Genomic DNA, 17,891 nt, shown 5'->3' on the forward strand with positions numbered 1-17,891 from the left:
ATTTATCAATAATAAATATATTGTTCCTGATATTGATTGCTATATTGGGTGGTTTGATTGTGTGGCTTATAATGCGCTCAACTGTCATCAAAAGGCAGTATGAGGAAATCAGAAAGGCAAAGGAAGAGGCTGAAAGAGCCTACACATCAAAGTCCAGATTCCTTGCAAACATGTCTCATGAAATCAGAACTCCTATTAACACAATAATGGGAATGAATGAGATGGCAATACGTGAGGATGCAAGAGGAGTTCCAAAGGATTATTTCATATCAATGATGAATTATGCTTTCGATATTAGAAATGCATCAGAATCATTACTTGGACTAATAAATGACTTGCTTGATATTTCAAAAATTGAGTCTGGAAAAATGCATCTAGTGGAGCAGGAGTATGACACCCAGGATATGCTACGCTCAATTGTTTCAATGATTCGTGTTAGAACTGTTGAAAAGGAATTGACCTTCGAAGTTGTTATTGATGAGGTTATGCCAAAACGTCTTTACGGAGATATGGGGAAGATTAAGCAGATTGTTTTAAATCTGCTCACAAATGCTGTTAAGTATACACCAAGAGGTGGACTTATTTTAAATGTATCTATGGAGTCTCGGGAAAACGACGTTTGCACACTTTGCTTTGCTGTAAAAGATACTGGTATAGGTATAAAAGAAGAGGACATGGGCCGACTCTTTACGGCCTACGATAGATTGGATGAAGAAAAAAACGCTGAGATTCAGGGAACAGGTCTGGGCCTTGATATTTCAAATAGGTTCGCAGAATTAATGGGCGGTCAGCTTTGGTGCGAAAGTACTTATGGTGAGGGCTCTGAATTTTTCCTCTCATTGGGACAGAAGATTGTAGATGCAACCCCAATAGGTATTTTCATAGAGCATGATGATATTGGTGCGAAGGGACCATATGTACCTCACTTCATAGCTCCGGATGCAGATATCCTTGTAGTGGATGACAATCCATTAAATCTTAGCGTTATTAAGGGCTTACTGAAAGCCACGAGAGTATTTGTTACTACTGCATTAAGTGGCGAGGAAGCAATTGATAAGATTAAGGATAATCATTTTGATTTTGTTCTGCTAGATCACATGATGCCTGAAATGGATGGAATAGAAACACTTGAAAAGATTCGTGAGATAGAACCGGATATTCCAGTCTATGCCCTTACAGCGAACTCAACTACAGGTGAAGATTTCTATCTGTCAAAAGGATTTGATGGATATCTTTCTAAGCCTGTTGATACAGAGGTTTTGGAGAAGGTCATTCTTAAATACCTTCCTGAGGAAATGGTGGAGGTAATTGACAGGGATGAAGTAGTGGAAGAACTGAAAGAGCTTCCGGAGAACATGCTATGGATAAACGAGACAGAAGGTATAGATGTAGATGAGGGTATTAAGAATTCTGGTGGAATAGGAAGTTTTATTTTTGCATTGGAGTTGTTCCTTGATACCATTGATTCCAATACAAAGGTAATTAGGGATTCTTACGAAGAAGGCAATATTCGACTTTATACGATTAAGGTTCATTCTTTAAAAAGCTCATGCCGTATTATAGGTGCCCGTGAACTTTCAGAATATGCTTTAAAGCTTGAAAAGGCAGGAAAGAGGAATGATATTGCTTTCATAGATGCCAACAATGATATCTTTTTGGCGGAGTATGAAGCGTATAAGGAAAAACTTAAATCACTTAAGGTTGTGGTTTCAGATGATGAGGATAAGGAACTTATTCCTGCTGATGAGCTGGAAGACGCTTATGCAACCTTAAAGGAGATGATTCCGCTTATGGATTATGATGCAGTATCTATGGTTGTCGACGGACTGATGGAGTATAAGCTTCCTGATGATGATGCAATTAAGATTTACGACTTGTCAAAGATGCTAAAGATCTTTGACTGGGATGCTATGGAAGAATGGATTAAAAATGTCTGATGTGGGAGACAGTACATGTATAATTTTATCAGAACTTATCAATTAGATATAATGCAGGTACTTGCTGTAGTCAGTTTGTGTTTCACACTGCTTCTTTTTATAACAAGATTTTTGGAAAAGCGTAGAAAGCAGATAATGATTTTTATGCTTTCCGTGGCAACCTTTCTCATGATATTTGAACGCTTGGCATATATGTATGCCGGTACTACAGGAACAGTTGGTTATATTATGGTCAGGGTTAGCAATTTCTTCGTTTATTTTTTGACTCCATGTGCTGTACTGGGATTTGATTTGTATCTTGAAAACATTATTATGCGAGATGGAAGAGTAAAGTCGCGCCCTAAGAGATTAGTCTTTATCAGCATAGCTTGTTTTATAGATATGAGTATAGTTGTGATGTCGCAGTATACAGGTTTATTCTACTACTTTGACGAATCTAATTTTTATCACAGAGGACCTGGATTTCTTTTAAGCTATATCGTTCCTGTTTGCGCTCCATTTATATTGCTAACTGTGCTGTATCAATATCGATATTTGTTTAGCAAATGGATATATATATCGTTGATAATTTATGCCATTGTTCCTGTTTTAATGGGAATAATTCAAGTATATATGTATGGTTTGTCTTTGACAAATATGGCTATGGTTTTGGTTTCAATTTCATTGTACGTATTTACGTATATTGATATTAATCAGACTGTTGTGGATGCGCATAATCATGAGATGAGAATGCTTGAGGAAGAAAAGAAGAGCGTTAAGCGTCTTTTTGATCAGACAGCAACAGCATTTATGTATGCTGTTGAAAAACGTGACGAGTATTCACTTGGCCATTCTTCAAGAGTAGCGAAGCTGGCAAAAAGAATTGCTGTTCTTATGGGGAAAACAGAAGAGGAGTGTGACGAAATATATTATGCAGCGCTAATGCATAATGTGGGTTTGGTAGGTATTCCTGATTCTTTGCTCGATCAAAAAGAACAGTTATCTGATGATGAAAGAAAGATAATTGAGAATGTGCCAAAGCTTAGTAGTGATATTCTCTCCAGCATTGTGGAGTATCCATATTTGAAAGAGGCTGCTCTATATAGTCATGAACGATATGATGGAAATGGATATCCAAAGGGATTGAAAGGCAAGGTGATTCCTGAAATTGCAAGAATTATCTGTGTTGCAGATGCTTATGATGCCATGACTTCGCGAAGAAGTTATCGCGGACCATTTCCTATTCAGACTATACGTGAAGAGCTTATCAAGCAGTCGGGAAGCAAATTTGATCCTGAGATAGCAGCAATTATGGTGAATATTCTAGATCAGGAAAATAATGAGGTTATTAAGAAGACACCATTAATGGTAGAGAAGGAAATAGCTTGTAAGGCATATAGAGATGCTACTACTGTTGGAATTCCAATCGTAAACACCATAACTAAAATTCATTTCAAGACTTCGACCCCGGAAGACTTTATTGGCAAATTCTCGGAACCTGCCATGGTTTTATTTGACTCATTTGATGGGCGTTGTCATGATACAACAAAAGGCATTGAAGCGTATCATTATTTGGAGTATGGAGAAGTCTGGTTTGATGGTAAGTCAATTTTAACATCGGCTAGAAATCTTAAAGTGGAGCCTATTCAAAGTCAGGAAGCGGAAATCTCAGAGGATAGTTATGAGATTATCGCTGCTAAATATGAAGATCATGTAAAGCTGGAAGTAAACAGCTCTAAAGGAAAATATGATATTATCCTTGCTTTACCAGATCGTTCTAAAGCAGCATATGTTTGTCTCACTGGTGAAAATTGTCGTATTTACGATATCGTGGTTGATATTACTGATGAACTAATTAGAGAATCTGATATTCCTAAGATTGTGGATGGCGACACATTTATTAATCGAATGGAATCTGATGTTGCCAATGTTCAGATTGATCAGTATCGTTCAGCTTCAACAGAGGGGATTCCACTGGAGGATAAAATTAGACTGGATTTCCGTACTATGAGTTTACCTTCAGCAGGTCTGGTTTGGCATTGTCCTTATATCGTTTTATATTATGCTGATGATCAAAAAATATTCGGAAAGAATTATCGTGAATATGCATTGATAAAATTAAATGGCGAAGTGTCGGCTGATGAAAAAATCGCAGAGAACAATTTTTCAATGAAGAAAAAGGATACCTTCCCAGGTTGGGATATATGGAAGCAGAAACATAAAGCAGGACTGGAGTGTTCTGTCTCCTTTGTGAGAAAAGGAAATGCAATCGATTTTAAAACAGAAAACCTTGGAATAGAAATTGAAAATAAAACCTTAATACTTGATGGTACAAAAGAAATTTATGTTTCTATAAGTGGAGATCAGGTTGCATTAACGGATATACGAATTAGTAAAAAAATTTAATAATATTTATAGAAATGGATAAACATTTTAAAAAGTATGGTATATTGTACATATAATTATTTTTTGAGGAGAAAGTATGGCTGATTCATTCAGAGACGATAATGTTCCGCAGGAACTAATAGGATTGTCAGGGGTAGAGGGAATCTCTATTTCAGATGGATTGCGCTATTGTGGCAGTGTAAGAGAGTTTGATAAATATCTTAAATCCTTCTATTTAGATATAGATGAAAAAGTCTCTGAATTAGAAAAATCTTTTAAAGAGGGGGATATTTCTTTTTTTACCGTCAAGGTCCATGCTTTAAAAACAGCATCAAGAATTATCGGTGCCACCGAAATGTGCGAGTTGGCATATTCTCTTGAGCTGGCTGGTAAGAGTAATAATCTTTCAATACTAGATGAGAATCTGGGACATTTATTGGAGCTTTATAGAAGCTACAAGGAAAGATTACATCCTTATATGCAGGAGAAGAAAAAACGACTGGAAAATAAAAAGCCTATATCTGAGGAAGAATTGGACGAGGCGTTTGACGCACTTAAGGAAGTGGTGCCTACACTGGATATTGATGGGGTGGAAATGATTTTGGAGGAATTAAGCTTATATCATCTTCCTTTGGATAAGCAGGAGGTTGTTGATAAAGTGGAGTCCATGCTACGAAAGTGTGATTGGGATGGACTTGAAGAGTTGCTTGGAATACAAGCGATTAAGTGATTTAATGGGGGCGAATAGTATTGGGACATAAGGTATTAATATTGGGGGAGAAAGAATCTTTTGTAATAAAGATTCTTATGAAGAAACTTGACGATTCAGGTATAGAATCTATTTTTTCAATTTATGATTTAGATAAAATACAAGAAATGTGGGCTGAGGTTTCTGTCATTACTTTTAGTGAAGAAGAAGCTGTATCAGAAGATATAAAAGCATTTATTGAAAACAATTTAGGAAGTAGAAGAATCATTCCTTTAAAAAAGCCGGTTGATTATGACAGTTACATTTCAAGTGTTAATGCTGATGTAAGTCAGGATTCATTTGAGGATAAAAAGAAAATTCTTATAGTGGATGATGATCCAAATTATATGAGTCTTGTGAGAGAATGGATGCTTGATGATTACAAAGTATCTATGGTTACTTCTGGAGCAAGAGCGATAAAATGGCTTGGTAGTAACAATGCAGATTTGGTTCTGTTAGATTATGAAATGCCTGTTACATCAGGACCACAGGTTTTGGAAAAACTTAGGGCTGATGACCAGATGAAGGATTTGCCTGTGATTTTCTTATCAGGAAATGATAGTCAGGAAAGTATTCGTTCAGTAGAGCATTTAAATCACCAGGGCTATTTCTTAAAAACCATGCCGAAGGATGAGTTTTTAAATAAAATCAAAGTCTTTTTTATGCAGGAAGCAGAATAATAGTTAATAGAATACAAAGGGAGAATGCGGATTTACAGGCGTATTCTCTTTTTTTATTGCTGTGATATTCTGTGTGACACTTGTGTGATATTAGGGATGATAATATGTGCATGTAAACAAGAGAACAAGAAAATAATATAAACATTATTTAAAGGAGATGGAAAGATGACAAAGATTAATTCAGTAATGAAAAAGGTATTTTCACTTGGTTTAGCTCTTACAATGGTAATGAGCATGGTTGGCTGCGGACAGTCAGCAGATGTTGACACAATGAAGACAGCACAGATTGATGATGAAGAAGTTGCAATGTCAGCAGTTACATATTTCACAAAGGGTGTATATGCAAATTATGCTGCTGAGGCTGAGAATCCAGATAAGACATACTTCTACGTATTTTACGGTGATGGTTCAGGAAGTATTGATGATGGTGTTACAGGAACTAAGACATACTTTGAATATGAAGTTGGTTATGATGATGTGACATTCCATATTGGAAGTGTTGATCCAACCGATGAAGTTTTTTCAGTTAAGGAATTTAAAGACAGCAAAGTTGTTGGATCATTTTCTGATGGCCTCGAGCTTGTATTTGAACCAGTAGAAGGTGTAGATACCGATAGCTTCGATGCAGTTAATTATGTAAATGAGAAGACAGGTGAAGACTTTGTATACACTGACGCTAATGGATGGCAGGTAAAGTATAATCCAGATGTTATTCAGGTAAATCAGGGTGGCCCTGTAACAACATTTGTATACACAGGTGACTGTGCTGGTACATGCATGATTACAGCTACTTATACAGTAGATAACAAGGGTGAAGGCGCAATTAAGGCAATCGGTGATGCTTGGGGTAGTGATACAAACTATAGTGAGAGTATTTTCCCTGGAACAGAGGACGTGACATGCTACTATGCAGCTATGCCAGTTAGTGATGATTCTAATTCTGGACTTCATTGTTCTGCACTTGGCAGAGATTACATGGATGGAGCATTAACTTTTGAGTTCACAGTACACAACAGTGGTGATGATGCTATTGATATCCCAGTATCTGATGCATTCTCAGCAATCATTGATTCAATTGAGTTTGTTCAGTAATAATTAATGTTATTAACTATAAATGTTTTGGAGCAGTTCGTATTGGACTGCTCCTTTTATTATGGTACAATCTTTAGCATAGTAAAGTGCCAGGTATTTCAGTAGGGAATACATAGCCTTAATGCGAGGGGATAAATAATGGAAATTAAACAGTTGAAATATTTTGTAGTGTCTGCTGACGTAGGTTCCTTTAGCGAGGCTGCAAAGATTTTATTTACAACGCAATCAAGTGTCAGCAAGGTTATTCTTTCTTTGGAGAACGAACTGGAATACCCATTGTTTAAGCGAGTAAGCAAAGGTATTGCGCTTACTGAAAAGGGCAGGGCTTTTTATCAGAAGGCAAGCCATCTTGTTATGGATTTTGACAGACTTGAATCAGAAAGTGCCAATGCTCAGAAGAATGTGGTTCGAATTGGAATGAACCACAGCTCATGGCTTTCAAATTGTTTTTCTGAGTTTTACGAGCAACATAAGAAGGATGATTTGTGCTTCTATGTTCATGCAGACAGTACACCATCTCTCATTGAGAGAGTACGTCTTTCCGATGATGAGCTTAGCTTTATCTACGTATTTCCGGATTCAAAGTCTCAGGTGGAATATCTGATAAAGAAATATAATCTTCGATTCGTTACACTAAAAACTATGAATGGAATGGTTTATTTTGAACCAGAGGACAAAGCATATTCAAAAAAGAAGCATGCAAAGGTTCTTAGTGGACTTAAGTTTATCCAGTCAGAAAATGACGCGTATCTTCGCTATGGAAAATGGCAGACAGCAGATGGGGATGACATTGATATAAGCAAGGATATATCCGTAATTACGAATAGTGATTATGTCATGCACAACATGTTAGAGAAGAATCACTTAGCAAATCTTAGTGCTGAGTCCTTTAACAATTATGAGAGTGAGTATATTCCAGGCATTGAGCTGTTCAATGAGGGTGGACAGATTGAGTTTGGATATTTAATTAATAAGGAATACACACCTGGCCCAGTGGCCGTAGAATTTTTGGATTATGTAAGACATGCAATTGAGGAGTAATGTTAATGACTAGAAACGAATTTAGACAGTTACTTGAAACTAGAACAGTGTTTATTGATGGAGCCACAGGTACTGAGCTTCAGAAACGTGGAATGGCAGCCGGTGTATGTCCAGAAAAATGGATTCTTGATAATCCATGGGCTATTCAGGAAGTACAGAAGGCATATTATGATGCAGGTTCAGATATCGTTCTTGCACCTACATTCACAGGTACCAGAATTAAGCTGGATGAGTATGGCATGGCAGATGATTTGGTTAATATAAACCGAAATCTTGTTAGACTTACCCGTGAGATTTGTCCTGAAGGAAAATATGTAGCTGCTGATATTTCAATGACAGGTAAGCAACTTTATCCACTTGGAGATTTGATGTTTGAGGATTTGGTGGATTGTTATAAGGAGCAGGTTCGTGCCATTTTGGAAGAGGGCGTAGATCTGTTTGTGGTGGAGACTATGATGAGTCTTCAGGAATGTCGTGCAGCTGTTCTTGCTATTAAAGAGACATGTGATTTGCCTATTATCGTTTCACTTACCTATAATCCAGACGGAAAGACTCTTTATGGAACATCACCCGATACAGCTACAATTGTGCTTCAGTCTATGGGAATCGATTGTATCGGAATGAATTGTAGTACAGGCCCAGATGCTATGCTTGAGCTAGTTCAGCAGATTGCACCAGTAGCTACAGTGCCAATTATGTGCAAGCCTAATGCAGGTCTTCCAGAGCTTGAAAATGGAAAGACTGTTTATAAGATGGGTCCTACAGAGTTTACAGATGCTTGCGAGAAATTATATGAAGCTGGAGCATCTCTTTTTGGCGGCTGTTGTGGTTCGACACCAGAGCATATTCGTGAGCTGGTTTCACGTCTTAAGGATAAGTCACCTCATAAGGTGGTTGATAAGCCTCTTCGTGTCGTTACCTCAGAGCGTATGAATACATGGATTGATTTGGATGGTCCATTTATGGTTATCGGTGAGCGAATCAATCCTACTGGAAAGAAGAAATTTCAGGAGACATTGCGCAATGGCTCACTTTCTATGGTAGTTGATTTCGCCAGAGAGCAGGAGGAACGTGGTGCAAATATTCTTGATGTAAATATGGGAATGAACGGTATCGATGAGAAGCAGATGATGCTTGATAGCATTTACGAGGTTACTTCATCCGTTGATTTGCCTCTCTGTATTGATACAAGCCATGTGGATGTTATGGAGGCAGCTCTTCGTATTTATCCAGGTCGTGCCCTTATTAATTCCATCTCTGCAGAGCAGGAGAAGATGGAACCGATGCTTAAGCTTGCAAAGAAGTACGGTGCGATGTTTATCACACTTCCTCTTTCAGGTGCGGGACTTCCAAAGGATATGGACGAGAAAAAGCAGCATATCAACACAGTTTTAAATAAGGCTGTTGAGCTTGGTCTTAAGAAGGAAGATGCTGTTGTGGATGTGTTGGTTCAGACAGTTGGTGCCGAAGGTACAGCAGGCTTACAGTGCTTCGAAACTATTGATTATTGTAAATACGAATTAGGACTCCCAACTGTCTGTGGTCTTTCAAATATTTCATTTGGTATGCCTAATCGTCAATTCGTAAATACGACTTATCTTACTATCGCTGTCAGCCGAGGTCTTACTATGGCTATCGCAAATCCGAATCAGGAAATGCTGATGTACTGCGCAGCGGCAGCAGATACTCTTATGAATAAGCCAGGAGCTCTGGAAAAATATTCTGCGCTTCCTGTCGTAGAGGCAAAGGCTGCAGCGGCTGCACCTGCTGGTGGTGTCAGTGGCGCTGGAGCTGGTGGAGGTCTTACTGTGGCATCTGCCTGCGAGGGATTATCAGTTATCGCTCAGTGCGTTGTTAAAGGCAAAAAAGAACAGATAGTTGAAGAAGTAAACAAAGCTATTGCTGATGGAGTTGATCCACAGGTTATTATTGAGGAGCATCTTATCAAGGGAATCAATGTAGTAGGAGAGCTCTATGACAAGAAGAAGTATTTCCTTCCTCAGCTTATTGCCGGAGCCAATGCAATGGAGACAGGAATGAAGCTTATCGAACCACTTCTTGCCAGCGCATCTGGGGAGCCAAAGGCTACTGTGGTTATCGCTACCGTAGAGGGAGATATTCATGATATCGGAAAGAACCTTTGCGCTCTTATGCTTAAGAATTACGGATATAATGTAATCGATATGGGCAAGGATATTCCAGCTGCTGACATTGTAGATAAGGCAATGGAGCTTAATGCAGAAATCATCGGTCTTTCAGCGTTGATGACTACCACAATGATGAAGATGGCGGATGTTGTTATCGAGGCGAAAAATCGTGGCTGCCAGTCAAAGATTATCATTGGCGGTGCCTGCATTACAGAATCCTTTAAGGATGAAATCGGTGCCGATGGCTATTCCGAGGATGCCGCAGGCTGCGTAAAGCTTGTACGTGAATTAGTGGGATATTAATTGGTTCCCCTACCACAGACGTGGTGGGGGATTTTTTGGTGTAAGTACCCACTGAATAGATGATTATATAAAAAATACACAACTATAAGATAGAATAAACATGTGATGCTGGGGGATTATTTAGGGGTATGTTATGGTTGAAAAAAAAACTAGTATTAAAAAGGTTGTGTGGAATTCTGCATTATGGATAATAGTTTTTGTAGTGGGAATGCTGATTTTTACTTTTTATGATTTGCCAATTGCAAAAGCTGTTTACAGATTTGATAGTTCATATGCGAAGTTTTTTGAAATAGTAGGTCTTCTTACTACTCCTATGGCGGGAATCTTTTTTGCAATCAGCAATTTTCTTACTCTCAGAGTAGCAAAAAAGAGAGTATTATCTATCATTTTGGGGTGGCTTTCTTTGATTGTATTTGTTGGCTTTAATTTATTGTCTGTAGGTATGTTGAATAGTAGATGGCTGGGAGTAATCTTTATATTAGACTTGCTTTTTATTCGTTTCTCAATGTGGGCAAACAGATGTATCTGTAGTTATGCACAGGTGGTAGAGCTTAGAAAAGTTATGATGGTTGGTCTTGTTGCTACACTTGTTGCGGTTTTAGGACAGACTATTATTAAATACGGCTTTAACAGACCACGTTTTATCACACTGACAGACCCTGACAGCCAGTTTACATACTGGTTTGTTCATCATCCTATAGCTCATGACTCTTCATTCCCTTCAGGTCATGCAGCACAGGCTGCGCTAAGTTTTATTTTGGTTTATTTCAAAAAATTTATTCCTAGACTTAGGATTAATAAGTGGGACATAGCGTTGTGGCTCTTGGCTATATTTATAACAGGCTCCACCATGATTTCCCGCATGCTATTGGGTGTTCACTATGCGACAGATGTCTGGGCGGGATGTTTTTTAACGCTATTCACAATTTCGTTTACAAATTGGTATGTAGAGAAAACTTATAAGGTTTAAAAAAGAGTAGTAAATGAATTATGAAGGATGGCACTTTATCATTGATAAAGTGCCATTTTTTTTACATATCACATTTAACCATTAACTTAAACCTTTAAGTTGTGGTAATATAAAACGGTAAAATTTTTAAGTAATATGGGGGAATATTATGAGCAATATCGAATTAGTCCACGGATCTTGCGCAGAGCAGGAGGTGGATGCAGTAGTTAATGCAGCAAACAAAGGCTTGTGGGCCGGGGGAGGAATTTGTGGAGTAATATTTTCGAAGGCAGGAATGAATGAACTGACAGATGCCTGCGAAAAGATTGAAACACCACTGAATGATGGGGATGCAGTAATCACACCATCATTTAAACTTACAAATGCAAAGGCTATAATTCACGCTGTAGGTCCTAATTTTTCCGTTACACCTAAGGCTTATCAGGAATTATTTGATGCCTACTACAATTCATTGATTACACTTAAGGAAAATGATTATCACAGCATTTCATTTCCACTTATCAGCTCGGGAATCTTCGGGGGGAATTTAGCACATCCAGCAGCGGAATCTGCCAAGCAGTGTTGCAGGGCATATGATAAATTCAATAAGGATTTCCCAGATTATTCAATTGATGTAAAGCTTTGTGCCTTCGGTAGAGGTGAATTGGCCGAAGCTCAGATAGAGTACAATAATTTTTTCCGTGTAGAGGAAGAAGACTAATAAAATTAAGCAAGGATATGACCATGGATGAAAGACTTAAGAAACAACTTGATTTTGCACTTGAAATAGATAAGGAAAAAAACATTTTTAGACAGACTCACCTGTCAGGCCATGGACGCAATGAAAATGATGCAGAACACGCATGGCACATGGCCATCATGGCATATCTTTTAAAGGAATATGCCAATGAAGAGGTGGATATTTCAAAGGTTATGCTTATGTGCCTGATTCATGATATCGTAGAGATTGAGGCAGGCGATACTTATGCATATGATGAGGTGAACCTTAAGACCCAAAAGGCAAGAGAAGATGTAGCTAAGGAGAAGATTTACTCCTTACTTCCAGATGATCAGAAGTTAGAGTTAATAGCTCTATTTGATGAGTTTGAAGCCTATGAGACACCAGAATCCAAGTTCGCACATGCAATGGACAATCTTCAGCCGCTGATGTTAAATAACAGTAATGGCGGAGAAGACTGGAGGCAGCACGGAGTAACTTCTGCCCAGGTTCACGGTAGACAGGACAAAACAAAGCTTGGTTCACAAAAGCTTTTTGAAGTTGTTAATGATATTATTCAAAACAATATAGAAAAGGGGAATATCAAAGAATGAAAACTGCACTGATTACAGGCGCAACATCAGGTATCGGCAAGGAGTTCGCTATTCAGCTTGCTAACAGAGGCTACAGGCTTATTGTTACAGGACGAAGAGTGGAGCGTCTTGAGGAGCTAAAGTCGATGGTTTCTGTCCCAGTTGAAATTATTCCAGTGGATCTTAGCAAGAAAAAAGAATGCTTTAATCTTTTAGAAAAGCTTCAGGATGAGAATATCGATGTTTTCATCAATAATGCAGGTCTTGGCGTGGCTGGAGCTTTTTCTCAGACTGATATAAAAAAAGAGCTTCAGATGATCAAAGTTAATGACGTGGCTATGCATATTTTATTCAAAGGAATCCTTCAGAATATGCAGGAGGCAGGCTCAGGTCATATCTTAAATGTGGCTTCTTCGGCGGGACTTCTTCCTGGTGGACCTTATATGGCAGGCTACTACGCTTCAAAGGCCTATGTGGTTAGTCTCACAAGAGCCGTAGCAGTAGAACTTAGAGAAATGGGGAGCAGTATAAGAGTTAGTGCACTTTGCCCAGGACCTGTAGATACTGAGTTTAACGAGAATGCAGATGTGGTTTTCTCGCTAAAGGGAATCACTCCACAGCAGTGTGTAAAGGAAGCTTTAAAAGGAATGGATAGGAAGAAATTAATTATTGTTCCATCTATACGAATGAAGCTAGCATGTACATTTTCACATCTCGTGCCATATCCAATTTTGGTTAAGATGACAGGCCGCCAACAGAAGAAAAAGCTTGGTTAATTGGGAGAATTTTATGCGAATTTTAATTACGAATGACGATGGCATAGAAGCAGCTGGAATCATAAGACTTGCCAGAGTAGCGAAAGAATTTGGAGAGGTTTGGGTGGTGGCACCGGAAAGCCAGCGAAGCGCTGCCAGCCACAGTATCAGCCTACATAATGCCATAGATATATATCCATATGAAGATTTTCCTATTGATGGTGTTCATGCTTACTCATGCAGTGGCACCCCTGGAGACTGTGTCAGAGTAGGAGGTCTTAATGTTATGCCGGAAAAGCCTGATGTGGTTCTCTCAGGCATTAATTTTGGCCTTAATGTAGCATCGGATATTCAATATTCAGCCACAGCAGGTGCAGCTTTTGAGGCGACTTTTCAAGGATATCACGCTATAGCGTTGTCTGAGGGGTGTAATTATCATGATGTTACTGATAAATACCTTCGTGAAATACTAAAGCGCTTGTTAGATCAGCCATTAAAACCAGGTCATATTCACAATGTAAATTTTCCGGATTGTCCTCTTTCAGACTGCAAGGGAATCCTTTACAACAGAACTGTTTCACAGGGAATGTTTTACAAGGATCACTACAATGTAGTGGAAGAGCTGGATGACGGCGGAGTCAGATATATGGTTGAAGGAGTTTATACTCCTGAGGCAGAAGAGGATTCTGATTATCACGCGGTTCTAAATAACTATGTTTCCGTCGGAGTTGTGAACAATATTGGATTCTAGAAATATTCATAATTATGCCACACATCTTTGCTAAAATTTAGCAATGGAGGTATGGCATGGACCTAGTATTATATCATTGGCCTAGATATATACCGGCAGTATTCTTTGTCTATTATTCCTTTATGCAGGTAAAAGGCAAGTATACTTTCCTTCAGAAAATAGGGCTCAGTATTGTCCTGTTTTTTATTTCTGCGCCAGTGGTATCGGTTATTGCTGAATTTCTTTCATCATGGTTCTTTTCCGTTCTGCTCTTTTCTTATGCAGAATCCTCCAGTGCGACATTCTTTGCCATTCATACAGCTTTTGTCATTGCTTATGACATAATCGCATTTATAATTCCGCTTATTCTATATGCAAAAATAATAGGTTTGCCTGCGGCTGTTACTTCGACCTGGTATTTTCAGTTCGTGCTTCAGGACAGATTTGCCCTTATAATTTCTCCTACAAGGGGAACATATCTGGTTGTGTATGCTATAGGTCTGATACTTTTGGTTATTGTCCATTTCAATGAAATAGATTACATCAGGAGTCATTTGGAGTCTTTGAACTGGAAGGCAGTGCTGTCTTTCTACTTCGCATTGTTTGTGCTTATGGATAGCTGTTACTGTGCTTTGTATTTTTTCAATTACGTTGTTTCAGAAGATATAGATGTTCTGGTTATTTGGATTGATGCGATCGTTATAGTGTCCTGCGCTTTTGCTGCGGGATTTTCAAAGCTGAATGTGTACCTATCGAAAGAACAGACTAAAAAGATAGATTACATGAAGAAATTCCAGGAAAGCCAGACTGATATTATCAGGGATTTTGCTACTATATCCGAGGCAAAATCTGGCGAGACTGGCGAGCACATACGTCGAGTGTCTGAATATACTGGCATTCTCGCAAGTGAGATTTTAAATGATAATGTGGATGTGGAGCTTGTTAAGGTGGCATCAATGATGCATGACGTAGGAAAGCTTATGATTCCTAACGAAATCATTGAAAAGCCAGGACCACTTACGCCTGAGGAATATGAGATTGTAAAAGAACATTCTGCCTATGGAAATACTCTTTTGTCCCATGGCGATAGTCTGATTATGAATATAGCCAGAGAAATAGCTTACCAGCACCACGAGCGCTGGGATGGAAAAGGTTATCATCAGGGGCTGAAAGGGGATGAGATTTCGGTCTTCGCCCAGATAGTAGCAGTGGCAGATGTGTATGACGCTCTTACCAGCAAACGTTCCTACAAGGATCCATGGCCAGCTGACAGAGCAAGAACTGAGATTATTATCCAGCGCGGCCAGCAGTTTGCCCCTAGAGTAGTAGATGTATTTGACAGATGCTATGACCAGATTGAGGAAATCAGACTGAAATATAAGGATTGACCCTATAAATAAAATGAATTTGAAAACAGGTTTACCAATTCCCTCTAGTTTGCTATAATTATTCTAGTTTTTCTATAGATTTTAGGAGGCAGACATGGCAGAAAATAAGAATTTTGTAATAAATGTTAATGGCGATGGCGGAGTAAATATCTCAGAAGAGGTGATTGGCATTATTGCTGGTCTTGGTGCAGTTGAGGTTGAGGGCGTAGAGTCATTAGCTGGTAATCTTACAGCTGATAACATCTCAAAGGCAGGTCAGGGCAAGCTTGCAAAGGCTGTTAGAGTTGTTGATGCTGATCCTGGAAAGATTGTTGTCCGTATGGCTATTAATATGAAATATGGCTATGAGATTCCAAAGGTTTCAGGAATGGTTCAGGAGAAGGTTAAGCAGGCTGTTGAAACTATGACAGGTCTTGTTGTTACAGCAGTAGATATTCGTATCGCTACAGTTAGTGTTTCTTCTAACAACTAATCCAGCGGTTATTTATTTTTTATGCATATTAATGTATAATTATGGGGTGCTATCGTTATGATGGCATCCCTATATTATTCTAAATATCAACATTTTTTAGGAGTATTATTTTATGAATAGACATGAAGTCAGAAAAGAAGTATTCAAGGCAGTTTTCATGAATGAGTTTCATGACACTGATGATATGGAAGGTGTTATAAGCACATTCCTTCAGGGTCGTAACAACGCCGAAACAGAAGATCTTGCTAAGAATAATAAGACACCTGAGGATGAGGAATATATTAAAACCAAGTCTGAGGATATTATTTCAAAGCTTCCAGAAATCGATGAGCTTATCAATAAGTCAGTTGATGGTTGGAAGACTACTCGTATGGCAAAGGTTGATCTTACACTTATCCGTCTTGCTTTATACGAAATCAAATATGAGAGCATGCCTGTTGGCGTAGCTATAAATGAGGCTGTTTCTTTAGCAGATGAATTTGGTACAGACAGCTCAGCTGGTTTTGTAAACGGAGCATTAGCTAAATTAGTTCAATAACATGAATAAAAATGTATATAGTGTTTCACAGGTAAATACATATATCGAGCGGATGTTTTCCGACGATTTTATGCTTGGGAACCTTTCACTTTCAGGTGAAGTTAGCAATTGCAAGTATAATCATACTGGCCATATTTATTTCACCTTAAAGGATGATAAGGCAGCGATTTCCTGTGTTATGTTTGCAGGAAAGCGTGCTAAGGGGCTGAAATTCCAAATGAAAGATGGAGACCAGGTAGTGGTCACAGGCTATGTTGGAGTTTATAAGCCTTATGGCACTTATCAGGTCTACGCAAATGAAATCGAATTGCAGGGTGTCGGTGATTTATATCAGCGTTTTGAGGCTCTTAAAGAAGAGCTTCAGGAAAGTGGTATGTTTGATGCCATGTATAAAAAATCACTACCTACACATGCTATGCGAATCGGGGTGGTTACTGCTCCTACAGGAGCGGCAGTTCACGACATCATCCGTGTATCTAAGACCCGTAATCCATTTGTTCAAATAATCCTTTATCCCGCTCAGGTTCAGGGTGAGGGAGCAGCACCATCCATTATCTCAGGTATTCAGTGCCTGGATGAGATGGATCTGGATGTTATCATCGTTGGTCGAGGCGGTGGTTCCATCGAGGATTTATGGGCTTTCAATGAAGAGGAGGTTGCCAGAGCGATATTCAGGGCAAACACTCCAATCATTTCTGCTGTTGGTCACGAGACAGATGTTACTATCGCAGATTTTGTTGCAGACAGACGTGCAGCCACACCTTCACAGGCGGCAGAGCTTGCAAACTTTGTTTATCAGGATTTTGCAAATCAGATTACCAGATATTCAGACAAGCTGGAGCGTAATCTGGATTTCAGACTTCAGGCCTATCAGGAGCGCTTAAATAGCTACAAACAGCGACTGCAGCTGTTGCGCCCAGAGAATAAAATCAAAGCCAACGAAGAGAGGCTTTCAAATATTTCCATCAGACTGCAGAATCTGATTCAGGTAAAACTGGACAGATACGAGAACAGACTTGTTGCTTTATCAGGTCGTCTTGATGGACTTTCACCAGCGAAAAAGCTGGCCACAGGTTTCGGATATATTACCGACCAGGCTGGAAACAGAGTTGATACCATAGAACAGATTTCTGTTGGAGACAGCATCAATATCAGAATCAAAGATGGAGAGCTTATCAGTCAGGTTACAGACAGGAGATTATATGGCTCAGAAAAAGGATAATCAGGAAACTACAATTGAACAGAGCTTTGAAGCATTAGAGGAAATCATTTCGAAGATGGAGTCGTCAGACATATCTTTGGATGATTCCTTTGCGCTATATAAGGCAGGCATGGAAGAACTACAGCATGTCAATGCCAAAATCGAACAGACAAAAAAAGCCGTTATGGCTATCAGTAAAGATGGCGGTTTAGAGGTTTTTGAAGAGGAAGACTAG

Annotated in this window: 17 protein-coding genes; all 17 read left to right on the top strand. The window is 38.9% G+C overall.

Going from position 1 to position 17,891, the window contains the following annotated elements; translation table 11 throughout:
- The first annotated feature begins 59 nt into the window (after nt 1-59).
- The 17 genes from BUA88_RS02095 (at nt 60) to xseB (ending at nt 17,891) form a co-directional block, all read left to right on the top strand.
- Nucleotides 60-1,937, top strand: a complete 1,878-nt coding sequence (locus BUA88_RS02095) for a response regulator (RefSeq protein WP_072912023.1) — start codon at nt 60-62, stop codon at nt 1,935-1,937.
- 15 nt (nt 1,938-1,952) lie between these two features.
- A complete protein-coding gene (locus BUA88_RS02100; RefSeq protein WP_072912026.1) occupies nt 1,953-4,322 on the top strand; it encodes an HD-GYP domain-containing protein in 2,370 nt (789 codons plus the stop codon).
- Between the two features lie 76 nt (nt 4,323-4,398).
- The gene (locus BUA88_RS02105; protein WP_072912029.1) at nt 4,399-5,031 is read left to right on the top strand and encodes an Hpt domain-containing protein; all 633 of its coding nucleotides are present in this window, start codon (nt 4,399-4,401) and stop codon (nt 5,029-5,031) included.
- Between the two features lie 20 nt (nt 5,032-5,051).
- Complete coding sequence (locus tag BUA88_RS02110; RefSeq protein WP_072912032.1) at nt 5,052-5,729, top strand: response regulator; 678 nt, start codon at nt 5,052-5,054, stop codon at nt 5,727-5,729.
- 165 nt (nt 5,730-5,894) lie between these two features.
- Nucleotides 5,895-6,821 carry a hypothetical protein gene (locus tag BUA88_RS02115; protein ID WP_072912035.1) on the top strand — a complete coding sequence of 309 codons (927 nt, stop codon included), beginning with the start codon at nt 5,895-5,897 and terminating at the stop codon, nt 6,819-6,821.
- Between the two features lie 138 nt (nt 6,822-6,959).
- A complete protein-coding gene (locus BUA88_RS02120) occupies nt 6,960-7,862 on the top strand; it encodes a LysR family transcriptional regulator (RefSeq protein ID WP_072912037.1) in 903 nt (300 codons plus the stop codon).
- Nucleotides 7,863-7,867: 5 nt separating this feature from the next.
- Entirely contained in the window at nt 7,868-10,312 is a 2,445-nt protein-coding gene (locus tag BUA88_RS02125) for a homocysteine S-methyltransferase family protein (protein ID WP_072912040.1), read from the top strand.
- 133 nt (nt 10,313-10,445) lie between these two features.
- Entirely contained in the window at nt 10,446-11,282 is an 837-nt protein-coding gene (locus BUA88_RS02130; protein ID WP_072912043.1) for a phosphatase PAP2 family protein, read from the top strand.
- 148 nt (nt 11,283-11,430) lie between these two features.
- The gene (locus BUA88_RS02135) at nt 11,431-11,982 is read left to right on the top strand and encodes a macro domain-containing protein (protein ID WP_072912047.1); all 552 of its coding nucleotides are present in this window, start codon (nt 11,431-11,433) and stop codon (nt 11,980-11,982) included.
- Between the two features lie 23 nt (nt 11,983-12,005).
- Nucleotides 12,006-12,593 carry an HD domain-containing protein gene (locus BUA88_RS02140; RefSeq protein WP_072912048.1) on the top strand — a complete coding sequence of 196 codons (588 nt, stop codon included), beginning with the start codon at nt 12,006-12,008 and terminating at the stop codon, nt 12,591-12,593.
- Nucleotides 12,590-13,348: an SDR family NAD(P)-dependent oxidoreductase gene (locus BUA88_RS02145; RefSeq protein WP_072912051.1), complete on the top strand. Its 759-nt coding sequence runs from the start codon at nt 12,590-12,592 to the stop codon at nt 13,346-13,348. The genes BUA88_RS02140 and BUA88_RS02145 overlap by 4 nt, the downstream gene beginning before the upstream one ends.
- 13 nt (nt 13,349-13,361) lie before the next feature.
- Entirely contained in the window at nt 13,362-14,078 is a 717-nt protein-coding gene (gene surE, locus BUA88_RS02150) for a 5'/3'-nucleotidase SurE (RefSeq protein ID WP_072912054.1), read from the top strand.
- 56 nt (nt 14,079-14,134) lie between these two features.
- Entirely contained in the window at nt 14,135-15,445 is a 1,311-nt protein-coding gene (locus BUA88_RS02155; protein ID WP_072912057.1) for an HD-GYP domain-containing protein, read from the top strand.
- A gap of 94 nt (nt 15,446-15,539) precedes the next feature.
- The gene (locus BUA88_RS02160) at nt 15,540-15,917 is read left to right on the top strand and encodes an Asp23/Gls24 family envelope stress response protein (RefSeq protein ID WP_072912061.1); all 378 of its coding nucleotides are present in this window, start codon (nt 15,540-15,542) and stop codon (nt 15,915-15,917) included.
- Between the two features lie 112 nt (nt 15,918-16,029).
- Entirely contained in the window at nt 16,030-16,455 is a 426-nt protein-coding gene (nusB, locus tag BUA88_RS02165; RefSeq protein ID WP_072912064.1) for a transcription antitermination factor NusB, read from the top strand.
- A 1-nt stretch (nt 16,456) separates the two neighbouring features.
- Nucleotides 16,457-17,677 (top strand): exodeoxyribonuclease VII large subunit, encoded by a 1,221-nt coding sequence (gene xseA / locus BUA88_RS02170; protein ID WP_072912066.1) that lies wholly within the window; start codon nt 16,457-16,459, stop codon nt 17,675-17,677.
- On the top strand, nt 17,658-17,891 hold the full coding sequence (xseB, locus tag BUA88_RS02175; RefSeq protein WP_072912070.1) for an exodeoxyribonuclease VII small subunit: 234 nt from the start codon (nt 17,658-17,660) through the stop codon (nt 17,889-17,891). The genes xseA and xseB overlap by 20 nt, the downstream gene beginning before the upstream one ends.

The sequence above is a fragment of the Pseudobutyrivibrio xylanivorans DSM 14809 genome, assembly GCF_900141825.1.
In the GTDB taxonomy this organism is placed as follows: Bacteria; Bacillota; Clostridia; order Lachnospirales; family Lachnospiraceae; genus Pseudobutyrivibrio; species Pseudobutyrivibrio xylanivorans.